Source organism: Methylobacterium durans, from assembly GCF_003173715.1.
GTDB lineage: Bacteria > Pseudomonadota > Alphaproteobacteria > Rhizobiales > Beijerinckiaceae > Methylobacterium > Methylobacterium durans.
The window spans coordinates 1,910,443-1,925,230 of the sequence record NZ_CP029550.1 but is presented as its reverse complement, the minus strand read 5'-3'; the positions used below and the strand labels follow the sequence as shown (position 1 = coordinate 1,925,230).

11 protein-coding genes and 2 pseudogenes are annotated in these 14,788 nt (G+C 74.3%); 8 read left to right on the top strand and 5 right to left on the bottom strand.

The window, feature by feature from the left end; genetic code table 11:
* Positions 1 to 1,348: 1,348 nt before the first annotated feature.
* Positions 1,349 to 2,299 (top strand): pentapeptide repeat-containing protein, encoded by a 951-nt coding sequence (locus tag DK389_RS35570; protein ID WP_418292048.1) that lies wholly within the window; start codon positions 1,349 to 1,351, stop codon positions 2,297 to 2,299.
* A 359-nt stretch (positions 2,300 to 2,658) separates the two neighbouring features.
* Here the strand turns inward: DK389_RS35570 and DK389_RS35565 are convergent.
* The 3 genes and pseudogenes from DK389_RS35565 to DK389_RS08895 form a co-directional block, all read right to left on the bottom strand.
* A pseudogene (locus DK389_RS35565) lies at positions 2,659 to 3,174 on the bottom strand (uroporphyrinogen-III synthase); the annotation flags it as partial.
* 107 nt (positions 3,175 to 3,281) lie between these two features.
* Positions 3,282 to 4,166, bottom strand: a complete 885-nt coding sequence (locus DK389_RS08900; RefSeq protein ID WP_109888934.1) for an aldose 1-epimerase family protein — start codon at positions 4,164 to 4,166, stop codon at positions 3,282 to 3,284.
* A gap of 83 nt (positions 4,167 to 4,249) precedes the next feature.
* On the bottom strand, positions 4,250 to 4,549 hold the full coding sequence (locus DK389_RS08895; RefSeq protein ID WP_109888932.1) for a hypothetical protein: 300 nt from the start codon (positions 4,547 to 4,549) through the stop codon (positions 4,250 to 4,252).
* A gap of 124 nt (positions 4,550 to 4,673) precedes the next feature.
* On the opposite strand from DK389_RS08895, the gene DK389_RS08890 reads away from it, so the two are divergent.
* Positions 4,674 to 5,054: a hypothetical protein gene (locus DK389_RS08890; RefSeq protein WP_109888931.1), complete on the top strand. Its 381-nt coding sequence runs from the start codon at positions 4,674 to 4,676 to the stop codon at positions 5,052 to 5,054.
* 127 nt (positions 5,055 to 5,181) lie between these two features.
* Here the strand turns inward: DK389_RS08890 and DK389_RS34065 are convergent, their stop codons facing one another.
* Positions 5,182 to 5,505 (bottom strand): hypothetical protein, encoded by a 324-nt coding sequence (locus DK389_RS34065; protein ID WP_236960753.1) that lies wholly within the window; start codon positions 5,503 to 5,505, stop codon positions 5,182 to 5,184.
* 107 nt (positions 5,506 to 5,612) lie between these two features.
* Between DK389_RS34065 and DK389_RS08885 the strand changes: the two genes are divergently transcribed.
* The 5 genes and pseudogenes from DK389_RS08885 (at position 5,613) to DK389_RS08860 (ending at position 12,613) form a co-directional block, all read left to right on the top strand.
* Positions 5,613 to 6,641, top strand: a complete 1,029-nt coding sequence (locus DK389_RS08885; protein ID WP_236960752.1) for an efflux RND transporter periplasmic adaptor subunit — start codon at positions 5,613 to 5,615, stop codon at positions 6,639 to 6,641.
* A gap of 12 nt (positions 6,642 to 6,653) precedes the next feature.
* A pseudogene (locus tag DK389_RS08880) lies at positions 6,654 to 9,889 on the top strand (efflux RND transporter permease subunit).
* A gap of 52 nt (positions 9,890 to 9,941) precedes the next feature.
* Positions 9,942 to 10,154: a dodecin gene (locus tag DK389_RS08875; protein WP_109888929.1), complete on the top strand. Its 213-nt coding sequence runs from the start codon at positions 9,942 to 9,944 to the stop codon at positions 10,152 to 10,154.
* Positions 10,155 to 10,456: 302 nt separating this feature from the next.
* A complete protein-coding gene (locus tag DK389_RS08870) occupies positions 10,457 to 12,142 on the top strand; it encodes a methyl-accepting chemotaxis protein (RefSeq protein ID WP_109888928.1) in 1,686 nt (561 codons plus the stop codon).
* A gap of 252 nt (positions 12,143 to 12,394) precedes the next feature.
* The gene (locus DK389_RS08860) at positions 12,395 to 12,613 is read left to right on the top strand and encodes a hypothetical protein (protein WP_109888926.1); all 219 of its coding nucleotides are present in this window, start codon (positions 12,395 to 12,397) and stop codon (positions 12,611 to 12,613) included.
* A 13-nt stretch (positions 12,614 to 12,626) separates the two neighbouring features.
* On the opposite strand, the gene DK389_RS08855 is transcribed toward DK389_RS08860, so the two are convergent.
* Positions 12,627 to 13,562 carry an alginate O-acetyltransferase AlgX-related protein gene (locus DK389_RS08855; RefSeq protein ID WP_109888924.1) on the bottom strand — a complete coding sequence of 312 codons (936 nt, stop codon included), beginning with the start codon at positions 13,560 to 13,562 and terminating at the stop codon, positions 12,627 to 12,629.
* 75 nt (positions 13,563 to 13,637) lie between these two features.
* On the opposite strand from DK389_RS08855, the gene DK389_RS08850 reads away from it, so the two are divergent.
* Positions 13,638 to 14,762 carry an SPL family radical SAM protein gene (locus DK389_RS08850; protein WP_109888922.1) on the top strand — a complete coding sequence of 375 codons (1,125 nt, stop codon included), beginning with the start codon at positions 13,638 to 13,640 and terminating at the stop codon, positions 14,760 to 14,762.
* Positions 14,763 to 14,788 lie beyond the last annotated feature (26 nt).

Below are 14,788 nucleotides of genomic sequence, written 5' to 3'. Positions count from 1 at the left end.
GCCGGCTCCGGCCGGCCTCACGGAGAGGGAGGCCTCAGCGGCCGGCCTCGGGCGGGGCGGCCGGGGGCGCAGCAGGGGCCGGAAGCCCTTGAAGGCATCGGAGAGGAGCGCCTGCGCCCCCTGCGCGGCGGCGGCCCGGGCCTTCAGCTTCGTGGCGAAGCCGCCGGCCTGGGCGCGCGCGTCCTCCGGCATCGCGTCGAAGGCCTGGACGGCCTCCCGCAGCGCGCCCCGGTCGAGGGCGGCCTGGACCTTGGCGGCGGGGTCGCCGCCCGACCCCTCGGCCGCCGGGGCGTCGACCTTCCGCACCTGGATGATCGAATCCGCCATGCTGAGGAAGCGCTGCTTCAGGTCGCCGGTCTCCGCGACGTCCTTCGCCTCGGCCGAGCGGCGGCTCGCCGCGATCTTCTGGGCGATCGGCCGGAACTCGGCGGCGAGTTCGGCCGCGCTCGGGGCGCCCCCCTCGGCGAAGGGGCTCAGCGCGTCGAGGCGGCTCGCATCCCCCGTCTCGAGCTTGCGCAGCACGGCCAGCGGCTCCGAATAGGGCGCGCCCGTGTTGAGGGCTGTGGCGATCCGGTCGGCCGTGACGACGCGCAGGGCCGCCTGAACGGTCGTGGCCTCGGCGCGCTGCGCGACCGCCTTGTCGAGGGCGGCGAGCCGGTCATGCTGCTCCTGCAACTGCCGCTCCAGGCCCTTGGCGGTCTCCTGCGCCTGAACCCTGCCGGCCTCTGACGCCTGCTGGGCCGCCTGGGTCGCGGTCTGCACGGCCTCGGTCGCCGCCTTGACGCGGGCGTCGAGCGCCTGCTGGAGGCCGTCGATCCGCTGGCCGATCGCCTGGTCGGCCTCCGCGTTCGCCTTGATGCGGGACTCGACGTCCGCCTGGAGGGCGGCGAGCTTGGGCGCCAGATCGGCGCCCGCCGCCGGCTTTGCCTCGGGCCGCTCCTCGAGCGTCTTCACGCGGGCATCGAGCGCGGCGAGCTGCGGGTTGCCATCGCCCGCCTGCTGCGCCGTCACCTTGGAATCGCCCGGCTGATCCCGGCCCGGCTCCTCCTGCAGGGCCGAGACGCGCTGGTCGAGGCTGTCGAGCCGCGCGATCAGGTCGGCCGGGACGGAGGCCTGCCCGCTCCCCGCGGGCGCGCCTTCCGCTGCGGGCGCGGCCGGCGCGGTTCCGTCGCGGGCGAGAGCCTGCTTGGCGGTCGCCTCCGCGTTGCGCACCGCCTCGGGCAGCGGCTTCAGCGCGGCTTCGTTCGCGGCGACGCGCTTCTCCAGCCCGGCGATCGCGTCGCGGGGGGCGAGCCCGGCCAGGCGCTGATCGAGGGCGGCATTCTGCTGCTGCGCGCCCCGGTTCGGGATGATGCCCGATTGCTCCACCGCGAGCAGGAGCCCGGCGCCGACCACGCCGCCGAGCAGGCTGGCCGCCAGGAGCGAGCCGAAGCCCGCGCCGCCGCGCGCCGGCTCGGGCGTGGGGGCGACCCTGGGGGCGACCGTCGCGGGGCCGGTCGCGGAACCCGTCGCCGGCCTGTCGGCGCTCGACGCGCCGGCTCCCGCGGCGGCGGCCCCGGCGGGCGTGCCGGCGGAGGGCTTGGCCGGCTCCGGCTCGGGCACGCGCTTCGCCTTCAGGTCGAGGATCGGGCCGTCGGTGATCTTCTCGCCGGGCTTGCCGCCCGGCGCGGCATTGCCCGCGAAGCCCGAGCGCGGCGGCTCGGACTTGCCGGCGTCGGACTTGCCGGGCTCGGACTTGCCGGGCTCGGTCTTGATCGGTTCGGGCTTCGCCGGGTCGGTCGAGGCCATGCCGGGCTTCGGCGCGTCGGCCTTCAGCGGATCGACCTTGCCGGCCTCCACCTTGGTCGGCTCGGACTTGCCCGGCTCGGACTTGCCCGGCTCGGACTTGCCCGGCTCGGACTTGCCCGGCTCGGACTTGCCCAGTTCGAACTTGCCCGGCTCCACCTTGCCGGGTTCGGGTTTGCCGGGCTCCGGCTTCGACGCGCCCGGCGCCGCGTCCGGGGCCGGACCGGCAGCGATCGGCTTCCCGGGTTCGGCGGCCGGCGTCGCGGGCTTCGGGGGGGCAGCGGCCGCGGGGCCGGAGCGGGTCGGGTCGGGCGTGCCGGCGGCGGGCTTCGGGGCATCCCCCGGCTTCACGCCCGGGACCGGGCTCGTCCCCGGACCAGGCCCCTTGGCCGGCTCGAACTTCGCCGCGCCGGGCTTGCCCGCATCCGGCTTCACGGCGGGGCCGGCGCCTGGCTTGCCCGCTTCCGGTGCGCCGGCCTTGAGACCATCCTTGGAACCGTCCTTGGGGCCCTGAGGGGATCCCGGGGTCGGACCCGAAGACGGCCCGCTGCCGGGACGGTTGGCGTCGCTCGAGGGTGGTTTCACGGCCCTTCTTCTCCCTTCTCGGCGCCCGGCGCCGCCCGTTCCGCGAGCCGGGGCGCGGGTGGCGCCGCCGGTCCGGTCGAGGCGGGCAGGCCGGTGCGCCGCGCCGCTGCGGCCCTCTTCGTGGCCGCGATGTCGGTCCCTCCTAGCACCGCGAGGCTCGCCGGGGCGAGACCCGTTGCCGGGACGGATGTCAGAACGTGTCAGCGAGCCCCGCGAGGAGGTCGTCCTCCGGGGGCGCGCAGCGACGAAATGGGCCGTGACCCCGCAGGCTTCCAGGGCCGCGGCCACATCTGCCGACAGGCAGTAATGCCTGAGGTCGCGGAAAGCTCCGCCGTGGCCGCCTGCCGCGGCCAGTCCGTACGCCACCTCCGCGCTGCGGCGGGAATAGTGGAGGGCCGCATCGAGCCGCCCGTCCGCGAGGGCGTCCGCCACCGGTGCGGGCAGCCACGCCACCGCTTCGGCCGCGTAGGCGACGAGGATCGCGACCCCGTAGCCGGCGGCGGCGAGCGAGGCGGCGGGCTCGGCCTTGCGGTCCTCGCCCGCCGCGAACAGCAGGCGGCTGCCCGGCGCAAATTGCGCCCGAACCCGCTCGGCGAGCGCAGCGGCGTCCCCGTCCGCCGCCTCGACCGGTCCGAGCCCGGCCGCGCGGGCCGCGCCCGCCGTGCGGTCGCCGACCGCCAGGACGGGAAGGCCGCGCAAGGTCTCCGCCCCCGGTGTCCGGCCCAGCGCCTCGGCCCCGTTGGCGCTCGTCAGAAGGATCGCGTCCGGCCGGCCCGGCGGCAGGGGCGCGCCGGTGGGCCTCACGGCGAGGACGGGCGCGACGACGGGCGCGTGCCCGAGTTCCACGAGGCGCCGCCCGGTCCGCGCGGCGCCGGGCTCGGGGCGCGACACCCAGATCCGCACGGGGCCGCTCAGCCCGCGCCTTCGAGGTCGAGGCGGACGGCGTGGCGCGCGCGCCCGCCCGGCGCGAGGCTGCGCTGGGAATCGCGCGTGGCGATCTCGCCCGAGAAGCCGGCCCAGTCGGCGTGGCCCGTCCAGCATTCGAGGGAGAGGAACGGCGCGGTCGGCTTCGTCCAGATCGCGAGGTGCGGGAAATCCTCGACGCTCATGCGGATCGCCGTCCCTCCGGGCCCGGTGAAGCGGAGCCAGCGGCTCCGCGCGTTCCGGAACACCAGGGCCTCCGAGAACATCGCGGGGTCGAGGGGCAGGCGGCGCCCGTCGAGGGGAACGCTCCGCTCGTCGCGCACGAGCAGGCCGCCGGCCCCCACTTCCGGCGCGCGCGGGGTCTCCTCCGCCTCGAATTCCACCGCGTAGCCGCCGCCCGCCGCGCGGGTGCCGCCCGCGAAAGGCCAGGGGAAGGCGGGGTGGAAGCCGATTGCGTAGGGCAGCGGCACCGCGCCGGGATTCTCGACCGAGACCGTGACATCGAGCCCCGCCGGCCGGATCCGGGTGGTGATGTCGAGGCGGAAGGCGAAGGGGTAGTGCGCGCGGGTCTCCTCCGAATCAGTCAGCCGCAGCGTCACGGCCTCGCCGCTGCGATCCGCGACCGCGAAGGGAAGATCGCGGGCGAAGCCGTGCTGCGCCATCGGGTAGTCGCGGCCCCCGGTCCGGATGACGCCGCCCGCGGAGGCGCCGACCACGGGGAAGAGCCAGGGCGCGCTCCGGTTCCAGTGCTCGGGATCGCCGCTCCACAGGTAGTCCCGCCCGCCGACCCGCCAGGAGACCGGCTCCGCGCCGTGCAGGGCGATCCGCGCCGTGCTGCCGTCCGAGGCGCCGAGTTCGATGACGTCGCTCATGTCCCAAACCCCCGTTCCGGCCCGTCGCGCGGGCGCGACAGGTCTCGCAGGGGCCGGGCGCCGGCACAAGCGCGGCGCTGCCCTCAGCCGAGCCTGCGCAGCGCGTCGGGATCGACCGGGCCGTCCCGGGCCTCGAAGCGCAAGGCCCCGTCCCGCTGCGAGACGCCGCCGATCCGGTGCTCGCCGCTGTCGTAGGTGGCGATCCGCCCGTCCCGCTCGACGAGGAGACGCCGCGCCTCGGGGAAGAACGCGTAGCGCAGCCCGTCCTGCGCGCCGCTGGAGGCGGGCGCGCCGAGGTTCTGCGGCCACCACGCCTCACCGCCGGACATGGGTTCCATCGGCTCCATCGGCTTCATGGGTTCCATCGGCTTCATGGGTTCCATCGTCCGCCTCCGCCTGACCGGGGCAGACGCGGGACGGGACGGTTGGTTGCCGCGGAGGGACGCGTTTCGCTCGGGCGCGACCTGCGCTAGAAGGGGAGCGGAGCAGCAGGATTCCGCAGGACCCGTGAGGCCGGCACCCACGCGCATCACCTCGGCAGGCGCCCGCATCGCGGTCGGCGCCCACTGGCGGCTGGCGCGCTGCCTCCTCGCGCTCCTGGCGATCCTGGCCCTGTCGGTGCCCGCCCTCGAGGGGAGCGCCGAGGCCGCGACCCACCACGCGCTGGCCGAGCATGTCAGCCTCGACCTGCCGGATCCCGGCTTCGACGCGCATCCCGATGGGGGCCTCGTCCACCATTGCGCGCATTGCGCCTGCCATCAGGCGGTGACGTCGGCCCCGGCCGAGCCCGCTCCCTGCGCCGCCGCGGCCGAGATCCGCTTCCCCGCCCGCGCCGAGACCGGCCCGGCCCGCGCCGCCGCCCCGCCCCGCAGACCGCCCCGCGCCTGAATCCCGAGGCGGCCTGACCGCCGCCCGCGACGGCGTGCGCCTCCGCGCGCCGTCGCCGACACCTGTCCGCGCCCTGCTCTGCTCGGGGGGACGGACCCTGCCGCGCCTCGCGGCGTCACGGGATTCCTCAGCCATGTTTCGCATCCTCGCGGTTCCGGCCGCCCTCGCCGCGGGCGTCGCGGCGGGCCTCGTCGCGCCCGATCTCTCGCCCGCCCTCCGCGACGCCGCCGCGCCGGTCCTCGCCCGCCTCGGCGGCGCGCCCGCCGCGGATCGGCCCGCGGACCGCGACAGCGGAGGCCACGATCACGCGGATCACGGCCACGAGGGACATGATCACGCAAGCCGTGATCACGCGAGGCACGACCGTGAAGGCCGCGACCACGCGGATCACGGCCATAAGGGGCATGACCACGCCGGCCACGATCACGCGGCCGGGGCGGATCACAAGCACGGCGGGGAGCGGGAGGAGGGCGTCGTGGCCCTGAGCGCGGCGCAGATCGAGGCCGCCGGCATCCGCGTCGTGGAAGCCGCCCCGGCCGCCTCGCGCGCAGCCTCAGCGTGCCGGGGATCGTGGTGCCGGACGGGGAGCGGGTCGCCCGCGTCGCCGCCAAGGTCGTGGGCACCGTGGCGGAATTGCGCAAGCGCCTCGGCGAGCCCGTCGAGAAGGGCGAGGTCGTGGCCGTGCTCGACAGCCGCGAGGTGGCCGAGGCCAAGAACGACTACATCGCCGCCCTCGTCGGGCAGGAGCTGCAGGAGACCCTGTTCGAGCGCGACCACGCCCTCTGGGACAAGAAGATCTCGGCCGAGCAGCAATTCCTGCGCGCCCGCACCGGCCTCGTCGAGGCGCGGCTCAAGGTCGATCTCGCCCGCCAGAAGCTCTCGGCGCTCGGCGTGCCGGATGCGGACGTCGCGGCGCTCGCCGACAACCCGGTCCCCGGCAAGCCCGGGCCCGGCGAGGACGAGCACACGGTGGGCCTGCGCCGCGCGCCGCGCTTCGGCCTCCAGCGCTACGAATTGCGCGCGCCGATCGGGGGGCAGGTCATCGAGCGCCGGGTCGATCTCGGCGCGCCGGTCAACGACGAGGGCCAGGAGAAGGAGATCTACACGATCGCCGACCTCTCCCGGGTCTGGGTCGAGCTCGCGGTGCCGGTCTCCGATCTCGGCGGCGTGGCGCCCGGCCAGGCGGTCTCGCTCGGGCGCGCCGGCGAGCCCGGCACGCCGGGCCGGATCGTCTTCGTGAGCCCGATGCTCGATCGCGACACCCGCGCCGCCAAGGTCGTCGCCGCTCTGGAGAATCCGGATCTCGCCTGGCGGCCGGGCGCCTTCGCGAACGTGCGCATCGCGCTCGCCGGGGAGGCGGCCCCGGTCCTCGTGCCGAAGGCGGCGCTGCAGAGCGTCGAGGGCGAGACGGTGGTGTTTGTGGCCCGTGCCGGGGGCTTCGAGAAGCGTCCCGTGACGCTCGGGCAGAGCGACGGGCAGGCGGTTTCCATCCTGTCGGGAGTATCGGCCGGCGAGTCGGTCGCCGCCGAGAACAGCTTCGTGCTGAAGGCCGAGCTCGGCAAGGCCGAGGCCGAGCACAGCCACTGAGGGAGGCGCGCCATGATCAACCGCATCGTCGCGGGCGCCATCGCCCATCGCTGGCTGGTGCTGCTGGCCTCCCTCGGGCTCGCCGCCCTCGGCCTCGTCGCAGCCGCGCGGCTGCCCATCGACGCCGTGCCCGACATCACGAACAATCAGGTGCAGGTGAACGCGCTGGCGCCCCAGCTCTCGCCCGCCGATATCGAGGCCCAGGTGACCTACCCGCTGGAGACGGCGCTCGCCGGTATCCGGGGGCTCGAGGTCACCCGCTCGCTGTCGCGCAACGGGTTTGCCCAGCTCACCGCAATCTTCAGCGAGGCGACGGACCTCTACTTCGCTCGCCAGCAGGTGAGCGAGCGCCTCGCCGAAGCCAGGGAGCGGATGCCCCCGGGCACGGAGCTGCGCCTCGGGCCGATCGCGACGGGCCTCGGCGAGGTGACGATGTGGAGCCTCGCCTTCGCCCTGCCGCACCGGACGGCCGAGCCCGGCCGGCCCGGCTTCCGGGCGGACGGCAGCTACCTGACGCCGGAGGGCGAGGTGCTGGCCCCCGGCTTCCAGCAGGCCGCCTACCTGCGCACGGTGCAGGACTGGATCGTGGCGCCCCAGCTCCGCACGGTGCCGGGCGTCGCCGGTATCGACGTCATCGGCGGCTACCGCAAGGAATACCGGGTCGAGCCGGATCCGGCGAAGCTCGTCGGCCTCGGCCTCGGCTTCGCCGACCTCGCCGACGCCATCTCGGGCAACAACCAGAACCGGGGCGCCGCCTATATCGAGCGCAACGGCGAGGGCCTCGTCGTGCGCGCGAACGGGCGCGTCGAGAGCCCGGAGGAGATCGGCCGCATCGTCGTCGCCACCCGCAACGGCGTGCCCGTGCGCGTCGCGGACGTGGCGCGGGTCGGGATCGGGCGGGAGATCCGCACCGGCTCGGCGAGCGCGGACGGGGCGGAGGCCGTGATCGGCACCGCGCTCATGCGCATCGGCGAGAACAGCCGCACGGTGGCGGGCGCGGTCGATGCGCGGCTGAAGGAGATCGCCCGCACCCTGCCGCCGGGGATCGCGCTGCGCACGGTGCTCGACCGCTCGCAGCTCGTGGACGCCACCATCCGCACCGTGGCGACGAACCTCGCCGAGGGTGCGCTCCTCGTGGTGGCGGTGCTGTTCCTCCTTCTCGGCAACGTCCGGGCCGCGATCATCGCGGCGCTGGTGATCCCGCTCGCCATGCTGATGACGGTCGTCGGCATGGTCGAGACCCGGGTGAGCGCCAACCTGATGAGCCTCGGCGCCCTCGATTTCGGCCTCATCGTCGACGGCGCCGTGATCATCACCGAGAATGCGCTCCGCCGTCTCGCCGAGGCGCAGGGCGCGCTCGGGCGCCCCTTGCGCGAGGCGGAGCGCCTCGAGGCGGTGCGGCTCTCCGCCGAGGAGATGATCCGCCCGACCGTCTACGGGCAGGCGATCATCATCCTGGTCTACGTGCCGCTCCTCACCTTCACGGGCATCGAGGGCAAGATGTTCGCGCCGATGGCGGTGACGGTGATCCTCGCCCTCGTCTCGGCCTTCGTGCTCTCCCTCACCTTCGTGCCGGCCCTGATCGCGATCCTGATCCGGGCCGGGTCGCGGAGCGGGAGAACCGCTTGGTGCGGGCGCTCACGACGCTCTACCGGCCCCTCCTCGGAGGCGCCCTGCGCTGGCCTCTGGCCGTGATCGCGGCGGCGGGGCTCCTCGTCGCCGGCAGCCTCATGCTGGCCGGGCGGCTCGGCCAGGAATTCATGCCCCAGCTCGACGAGGGCAACATCGCGCTCCACGCGATGCGCATCCCCTCGACCGCGCTCGGCCAGTCGCAGGCCATGCAGATCGGCGTCGAGAAGGCGGTCTCCGCCCTGCCGCAGGTGGCCTTCGTCTTCTCGAAGACGGGCACCGCCGAGATCGCCTCCGACCCGATGTCACCGAACGTCTCGGACACCTTCGTGATGCTGAAAGCCCGCGCCGAGTGGCCGGACCCGGCCCTGCCGAAGGCGGAGCTCGTCGCCCGCATCGAGGCGGCGGTCGAGGCGCTGCCCGGCAACGCCTACGAGTTCACGCAGCCGATCCAGATGCGCTTCAACGAACTCCTGGCCGGCACCCGCGGCGACCTCGCCGTGAAGATCTTCGGCGAGCGCTTCGAGACGATGCTGCCGGTGGCTGGCCGCGTCGCGGCGGCGCTTCGCGCCACCCCCGGCGCCGAGGACGTGAAGGTGGAGCAGGCGGTGGGGCTGCCGGTGCTCGATATCCGCATCGACAAGGGGGAGATCGCGCGGCTGGGCCTGAGCCACCGGGCCGTGCAGGACGTGATCGGGGCGGCGATCGGCGGCCACGAGGCCGGCACGCTGTTCGAGGGGGACCGGCGCTTCCCCATCGTCGTGCGCCTCGCCGACGATCCGCGCGCCGACCTCGACATCCTCGGGGCGCTGCCCGTGCCGCTGCCGCGCGGCGGGGGCGAGCGCGCCGCCACGGTGCCCCTGCGCCAAGTTGCGGATTTCGCGGTGACGGAGGGGCCGAACCAGATCTCCCGCGACAACGGCAAGCGGCGCGTCGTCGTGACCGCCAACGTGCGCGGGCGCGACATCGCCTCCGTCGTGGCCGAGGCGCAGGCGCGCGTCGCCGGCGTGGCGCTGCCCGCCGGCGCCTGGATCACCTGGGGCGGGCAGTTCGAGAACCTCGCGGGCGTGCGCCAGCGCCTCGCCATCGTGGTCCCGGCCTGCTTCCTCGTGATCCTCGTCCTGCTCTACGGGGCGCTGGGCTCGGTGCGCGACGCGCTCCTCGTGTTCAGCGCGGTCCCGCTCGCGCTGACGGGCGGCGTCGCGGCACTCTGGCTCAGGGAGATGCCCCTCTCGGTGCCGGCCGCGGTGGGCTTCATCGCGCTCTCGGGCGTCGCCGTGCTGAACGGCCTCGTGATGCTCACCCGCGTCCGCCAGGAGCGGGAGGCGGGCCTGCCCCTTGCGGGCGCGATCCGCGCGGGCGCGCTGGCGCGGCTCCGGCCCGTGGTGATGACCGCCCTCGTCGCGTCCCTCGGCTTCGTGCCGATGGCGCTCGCCACCGGCACCGGGGCCGAGGTGCAGCGCCCGCTCGCCACCGTCGTCATCGGCGGGCTGATCAGCGCCACCCTGCTCACTCTCCTCGTGCTGCCGGCCCTGTACCGGCTGTTCGGGGCGGCGGGCCGGGCCGCGGAAGCCGGAGCGCCGGCCTGGCCGGCCGAGGCGGGGCAGCGGCGGGCTTGAGCCCGCCCGCCTTCGGGCACACACTGCCTTCTTCCCGCGTGAGGAGGCTCGGATGTCGGAGCACGTCTACAAGGTGGTTGAACTCGTCGGCTCCTCGACGGAATCGATCGAGGACGCGATCCAGGGTGCCATCACCCGCGCGAGCCAGACGGTTCGCAATCTCCGCTGGTTCGAGGTTCTGGAGACCCGCGGGCAGGTCGCGGATGGGAAGGTCCAGCATTACCAAGTGACGCTGAAGGTCGGCTTCACGATGGAGAGCGCCTGACGGCCCGGCTCTCCCGACGCGGCCATAGTCCGGGCGAAACCCGGCCGCGGCCTTCACGGAGGCTTGCCGGGTTCGCGGGCGGCGTCAGGTCATCCGCCGTGCTCTGCGCCCCGTGCCTCTCGGGATGCGGGGCGTTCGCACGGCCCTGCGCCCTTCGACCTGCGCGACGCAATGGAGCGGTCCTTTGACCTCGACCGTTGCTTTCGCAACCTTCAATTGCAAAATCTGTTCAAGATTAACTCACCCTTATCGATCGACGCCGCATTCAAAATACGCCTCTTGAGAATGCGCGGTCCTCCCCTATGCGTCTGTCCCTGAAAGTCGTCCTGATCGGCTCCATCGGCCTGCTCGGCTTGGCTGCGGCCGGGCAGGGCGCCGTCAACGTCGCCAAGCTCTCCTCGATCCGGCAGGACGTGCACGAGGTCGCGGCCAACTGGCTGCCCTCGGTCACCGCGATCCAGGAGATCAGCACGGGCACCCGCGAGATCCGCGTGAAGATCTACCGCTACGTCGTCGCCTCCGAGACGCCGCAGGCGCTCGCCGACAACGGCAAGGCCCTCGACGACAGCCACCGCAGCCTCGACGCCCTGCGGCGCACCTACGAGCCGCTGATCTCCTCGTCCGAGGAGCGCGCGCTCTACGACGCGTTCCAGGCGAGCTGGAAGCGCTACGTCGACCAGGAGACCCAGGCGCGCGGCCTGATGGATGCCGGCCGCAAGGCGGAGGCGCTCGCCCTGGTGACGAGTTCCGAGATGGCCCGCCTCAACAAGGACGCGATGCAGGCGCTCGCCCGCAGCGTCGATCTCAACAAGAAGGGCGCGGCCGAGAACAGCGCCGCCGCCGTTCAGGCGATCGGCTCGGCGACGGTGGCGGCCTACGTGGCGACGGCCCTGTCCGTCGTCGTCGGCCTCGCGGCGGGCCTGTTCAGCCTGCTCGGCGTCGCCCGGCCGATCGAGCGGATGACCCGCGCGATGAGCCGGCTCGCGGGCGGCGACGCGGCCGCCGAGATCCCGGCCAAGGGCCGCCGCGACGAGATCGGCGACATGGCCGCCGCCGTGCAGGTCTTCAAGGACAACCTGATCCGCACCCGCCAGCTGGAGGAGGAGACGGCGCTCGCCCGTGCCGGCGCCGAGGCGCAGCGCAAGGCGGCGATGCGCGAGATGGCCGACGGGTTCGAGCGCGCGGTGAGCGGCATCGTCGGCACCGTGACCGCGGCGGCGACCGAGCTGCAGGCCACCGCCCAGACCATGACGACGACCGCCTCCGAGACGGCCGGCCAGTCCGGCACCGTCGCGGCGGCCGCCGAGGAGGCCGCCTCGAACGTCAACACCGTCGCGGCGGCGGCCGAGGAGCTCGGCTCGTCGGTGGCCGAGATCGGCCGGCAGGTCTCGGGCTCGGCCAACCTCGCCCAGCTCGCCGCCAGCGAGGCCGGGCAGACGAGCGCCCTGGTGCAGGAGCTGAGCGCGGCCGCGACCCGCATCGGCGACGTGGTGGCGATGATCTCGACGATCGCCGGGCAGACCAACCTGCTGGCGCTGAACGCCACGATCGAGGCGGCGCGGGCCGGGGAGGCCGGCCGCGGCTTCGCGGTGGTGGCGGCCGAGGTGAAGGAACTCGCCAACCAGACGGCGCGGGCGACCGAGGAGATCTCGGGCCAGATCGCCCGCATCCAGGGTTCGACCGACCAGGCTGTCGGGGCGATCGGCGGCATCGCGAGCCGGATCCAGGAGATCAGCGCGGTCGCGACCACGATCGCGGCGGCTGTGGAGCAGCAGGGCGCGGCGACGCAGGAGATCGTCCGCAACATCACGCAGGCCGCCACCGGCACCGGCGAGGTGACGAGCAACATCGCGGGCGTCGCCCAGGCCGCCGAGGAGACGGGCGCGGCGGCGACCCAGGTGCTCGGCGCGGCCTCCGACCTGTCGCGCCAGTCCGAGCACCTGAACGCGGAGGTCTCGCGCTTCCTCGCCACGGTGCGCGCCGCCTGACCCCGGGGGCTCTCCGCGACTGAGGCCGTTTGGACACAACCTCAAGTGTATTCAGTTCGGGCGCTTGTGCCCGGCCAAGCTTGGCTTAGCGTGGGGCTGCCCGTCCGCAGCTTCAGGCGGGCAACCTCCATCTCGGGTGCGCCGGCGACGGCGCTCCCTTTTTTTGTCTCGTGCGCTGCGGGGGCCCGGAGCCGGACCCGGGCCTAGGGCGTTCCGGGCTCTGGATCGTTTCTTGCTGGGTGCGCCGCCACGATGTCGATATCCCTCGCCCTGCCTCTCTCGGAAGCCGCCCTGTTCACGGCGGGCTGCGCCGTCATCCACGCCCAGCGGGCGCGGGCGGAGCAGGTGACGGCGGCGCTGGCCTGCATCGTGGTGCTGCTGTCCTTCGCGCTGGGCGTCGCGAGCCTGCCCGAGAACCTGATGCAGGAGCAGGCGCCGGTGGTGTTCAACCCCGATTCGGCGATCGACTGACGGGTCGATCCCCTCAGGCGGCCTTCGCGGAGGGCGGGGGTGCCTTCGCGCCCCGGCGCCGGCCGGTCACCACGTCGTAATCGTCCTTCGGCAGCCGGGCGAGGAAGCGCTCGGCGAGCTCGGCGACGATGATGTCGGGGCGGACCGCCTCGATATAGGTCCAGTCGAAGGCCGACGACCAGACGAAATGGACCTCGGCGAAGCTCTCGGCGAAGAGCCCGGTGAGCAGGATCGGCGCGAAATGCGCGTAGGAATCGCCGAACAGGATCACCCGGCGCGGGTCGATGCCCGGCGCCGCGTTCCGGTAGATCACGTGCGCGCCGGTGTGGAGTTCCGCGCCCCGGCCCTCCGCCTCGTGCGTCTCCACGAGGGGATTGGCGTAGGCGCGCACGGCGTGGCTCTGGAGCACCCAGTGGGCCACCACCTCGCTCGGCTGCTCGGGCAGCTTCGCGCCGAGGTCCCGCACCCGGTCGAGCTCGAAGCGCGGGCGCGCGCCGATGTCGGGCGGCGCCACGGCGCCGAGCGCCCGCATCAACTCCCGGTAGGCGAGGAGGCAGCCGTCCACGGTCCAGTGCGTGTCGGTGCGCTGGTAGAGCGGCACCGGCCCGTCGCGGGCGGCGCGGAACGGGGTCAGGAGGTCGACGTAGCCGGGCAGGCCCATCAGCCGGCGGGCGAGGATCCGGGTCGAGGCGCGGCCCGGATCGTAGGGCAGGTCCCGGGTCAGGTTGTCGTAGACCGAGAGCTTCTCGGGCACGAAGGTGTGCACGCAGCGGATGCCGAGCCGCGTGGCCCGCGCGGTCCGCGCCTCGATCAGCCGCGCCCAGGAGCGCAGCAGCCACCAGCGCCGCGGGCCCCTTCCGTACTGGTCCATGACACGGTTGCTGCCCCCCGTGAGGAAGAGCCAGCCGTCGCGCCCGACATGGACGGTTTCCCAACGTTTCCGGAACATGGCGCGTCTTTAGCGGCTCCGGTGCGGCCGCGATACTGCGGGGGAGCCGGGCCGCGCCCGCCCGCGTTGGCCGGCATGGACAGCCTCGATCTCCGGCCGCCGGACGCCCCGGCCTCCCCGCCGCGCGACCGCGCGCCCCGGCCCGCCCGCCTCTGGCGACCGCGGCGCGTCCTCGTCACCCCGGCGGCCCTGGAGCACGCCCACGGCCGCGCCATGCTGGCCCGCCTCGAAGGGCTCGGCCTGCCCGTCGAGCGGCTGTCCGCGAACCGCCTCACGGGCCTGCGGCAGGCCGATGCGCGCCGGGCCTACGCGGAGGCCAAGGCGACGCTCGCCCTCGTCGTCGCGCCGCCGACGAAGCTGAGGCTGCAGCCGATCCCGCCCTCGGCCGACTGGCGCTTCGACCTCGCCGAGGGCTGCCCGGCCCATTGCCAGTATTGCTACCTCGCGGGCTCGCTCTCCGGCCCGCCGGTGACGCGGGTCTACGCCAATCTCGACGCGATCCTCGGAAACCTCGCGGCTTATGCGGGACGCGGCTCCGTCACCTCGGCCTCGGAGGCGCGGGCGGGAGAGGGCACCACCTTCGAGGCGTCCTGCTACACCGATCCCCTCGGGATCGAGCACCTGACGGGCTCGCTCTCGGCCGCGATCCGGCATTTCGGGGCCTGGGAGGCGCCGGTGCAGCTGCGCGCCACCACGAAATTCGCCGCGGTCGAGTCCCTGCTCGGCCTGCCCCACAACCGGCGCACCCGCCTGCGCTTCTCGGTGAACGCCGCCCCGGCCGCCCGCTACGAGGGCGGCACCGCACCGCTCGCCGACCGGTTCGCCGCGATGGGCGCGCTCGCGCGGGCGGGCTATCCGGTCGGGCTCACCATCGCGCCGATCCTCGCCTTCGCGGGCTGGCGCGAGGCCTACGCCGCGCTGTTCGCGGACGCCGCGCGGGCGCTCGCCGGGGTCAGCGATCTCGACCTGACGGCGGAACTCATCACGCACCGCTTCACCCCGGGCTCCAAGGCGGTGCTGGAGGGCTGGTATCCGGGCTCCGACCTGCCGATGGACGAGGCCGCGCGCAGCCGCAAGCTGACCAAGTTCGGCGGCGTGAAGTACGTCTTCCCGCGCGACCTGATGGCGGAGATGCGCGGGATCCTGACGCACGACCTGGCGCGGGCGCTTCCCGGGGCGCGGGTGCTGTACTGGACCTGAGGCGGAGCCCGGCCGGCCCTGGATCT

Coding starts and splice junctions, on each gene's coding strand:
- DK389_RS08855 (WP_109888924.1), bottom strand. CDS start 13,562: ATGTTCCGGAAACGTTGGGAAACCGTCCATGTCGGGCGCGACGGCTGG.
- DK389_RS35570 (WP_418292048.1), top strand. CDS start 1,349: ATGATGCCCGATTGCTCCACCGCGAGCAGGAGCCCGGCGCCGACCACG.
- DK389_RS08870 (WP_109888928.1), top strand. CDS start 10,457: ATGCGTCTGTCCCTGAAAGTCGTCCTGATCGGCTCCATCGGCCTGCTC.
- DK389_RS08895 (WP_109888932.1), bottom strand. CDS start 4,549: ATGGAACCCATGAAGCCGATGGAACCCATGAAGCCGATGGAGCCGATG.
- DK389_RS08850 (WP_109888922.1), top strand. CDS start 13,638: ATGGACAGCCTCGATCTCCGGCCGCCGGACGCCCCGGCCTCCCCGCCG.
- DK389_RS08875 (WP_109888929.1), top strand. CDS start 9,942: ATGTCGGAGCACGTCTACAAGGTGGTTGAACTCGTCGGCTCCTCGACG.
- DK389_RS08900 (WP_109888934.1), bottom strand. CDS start 4,166: ATGAGCGACGTCATCGAACTCGGCGCCTCGGACGGCAGCACGGCGCGG.
- DK389_RS08860 (WP_109888926.1), top strand. CDS start 12,395: ATGTCGATATCCCTCGCCCTGCCTCTCTCGGAAGCCGCCCTGTTCACG.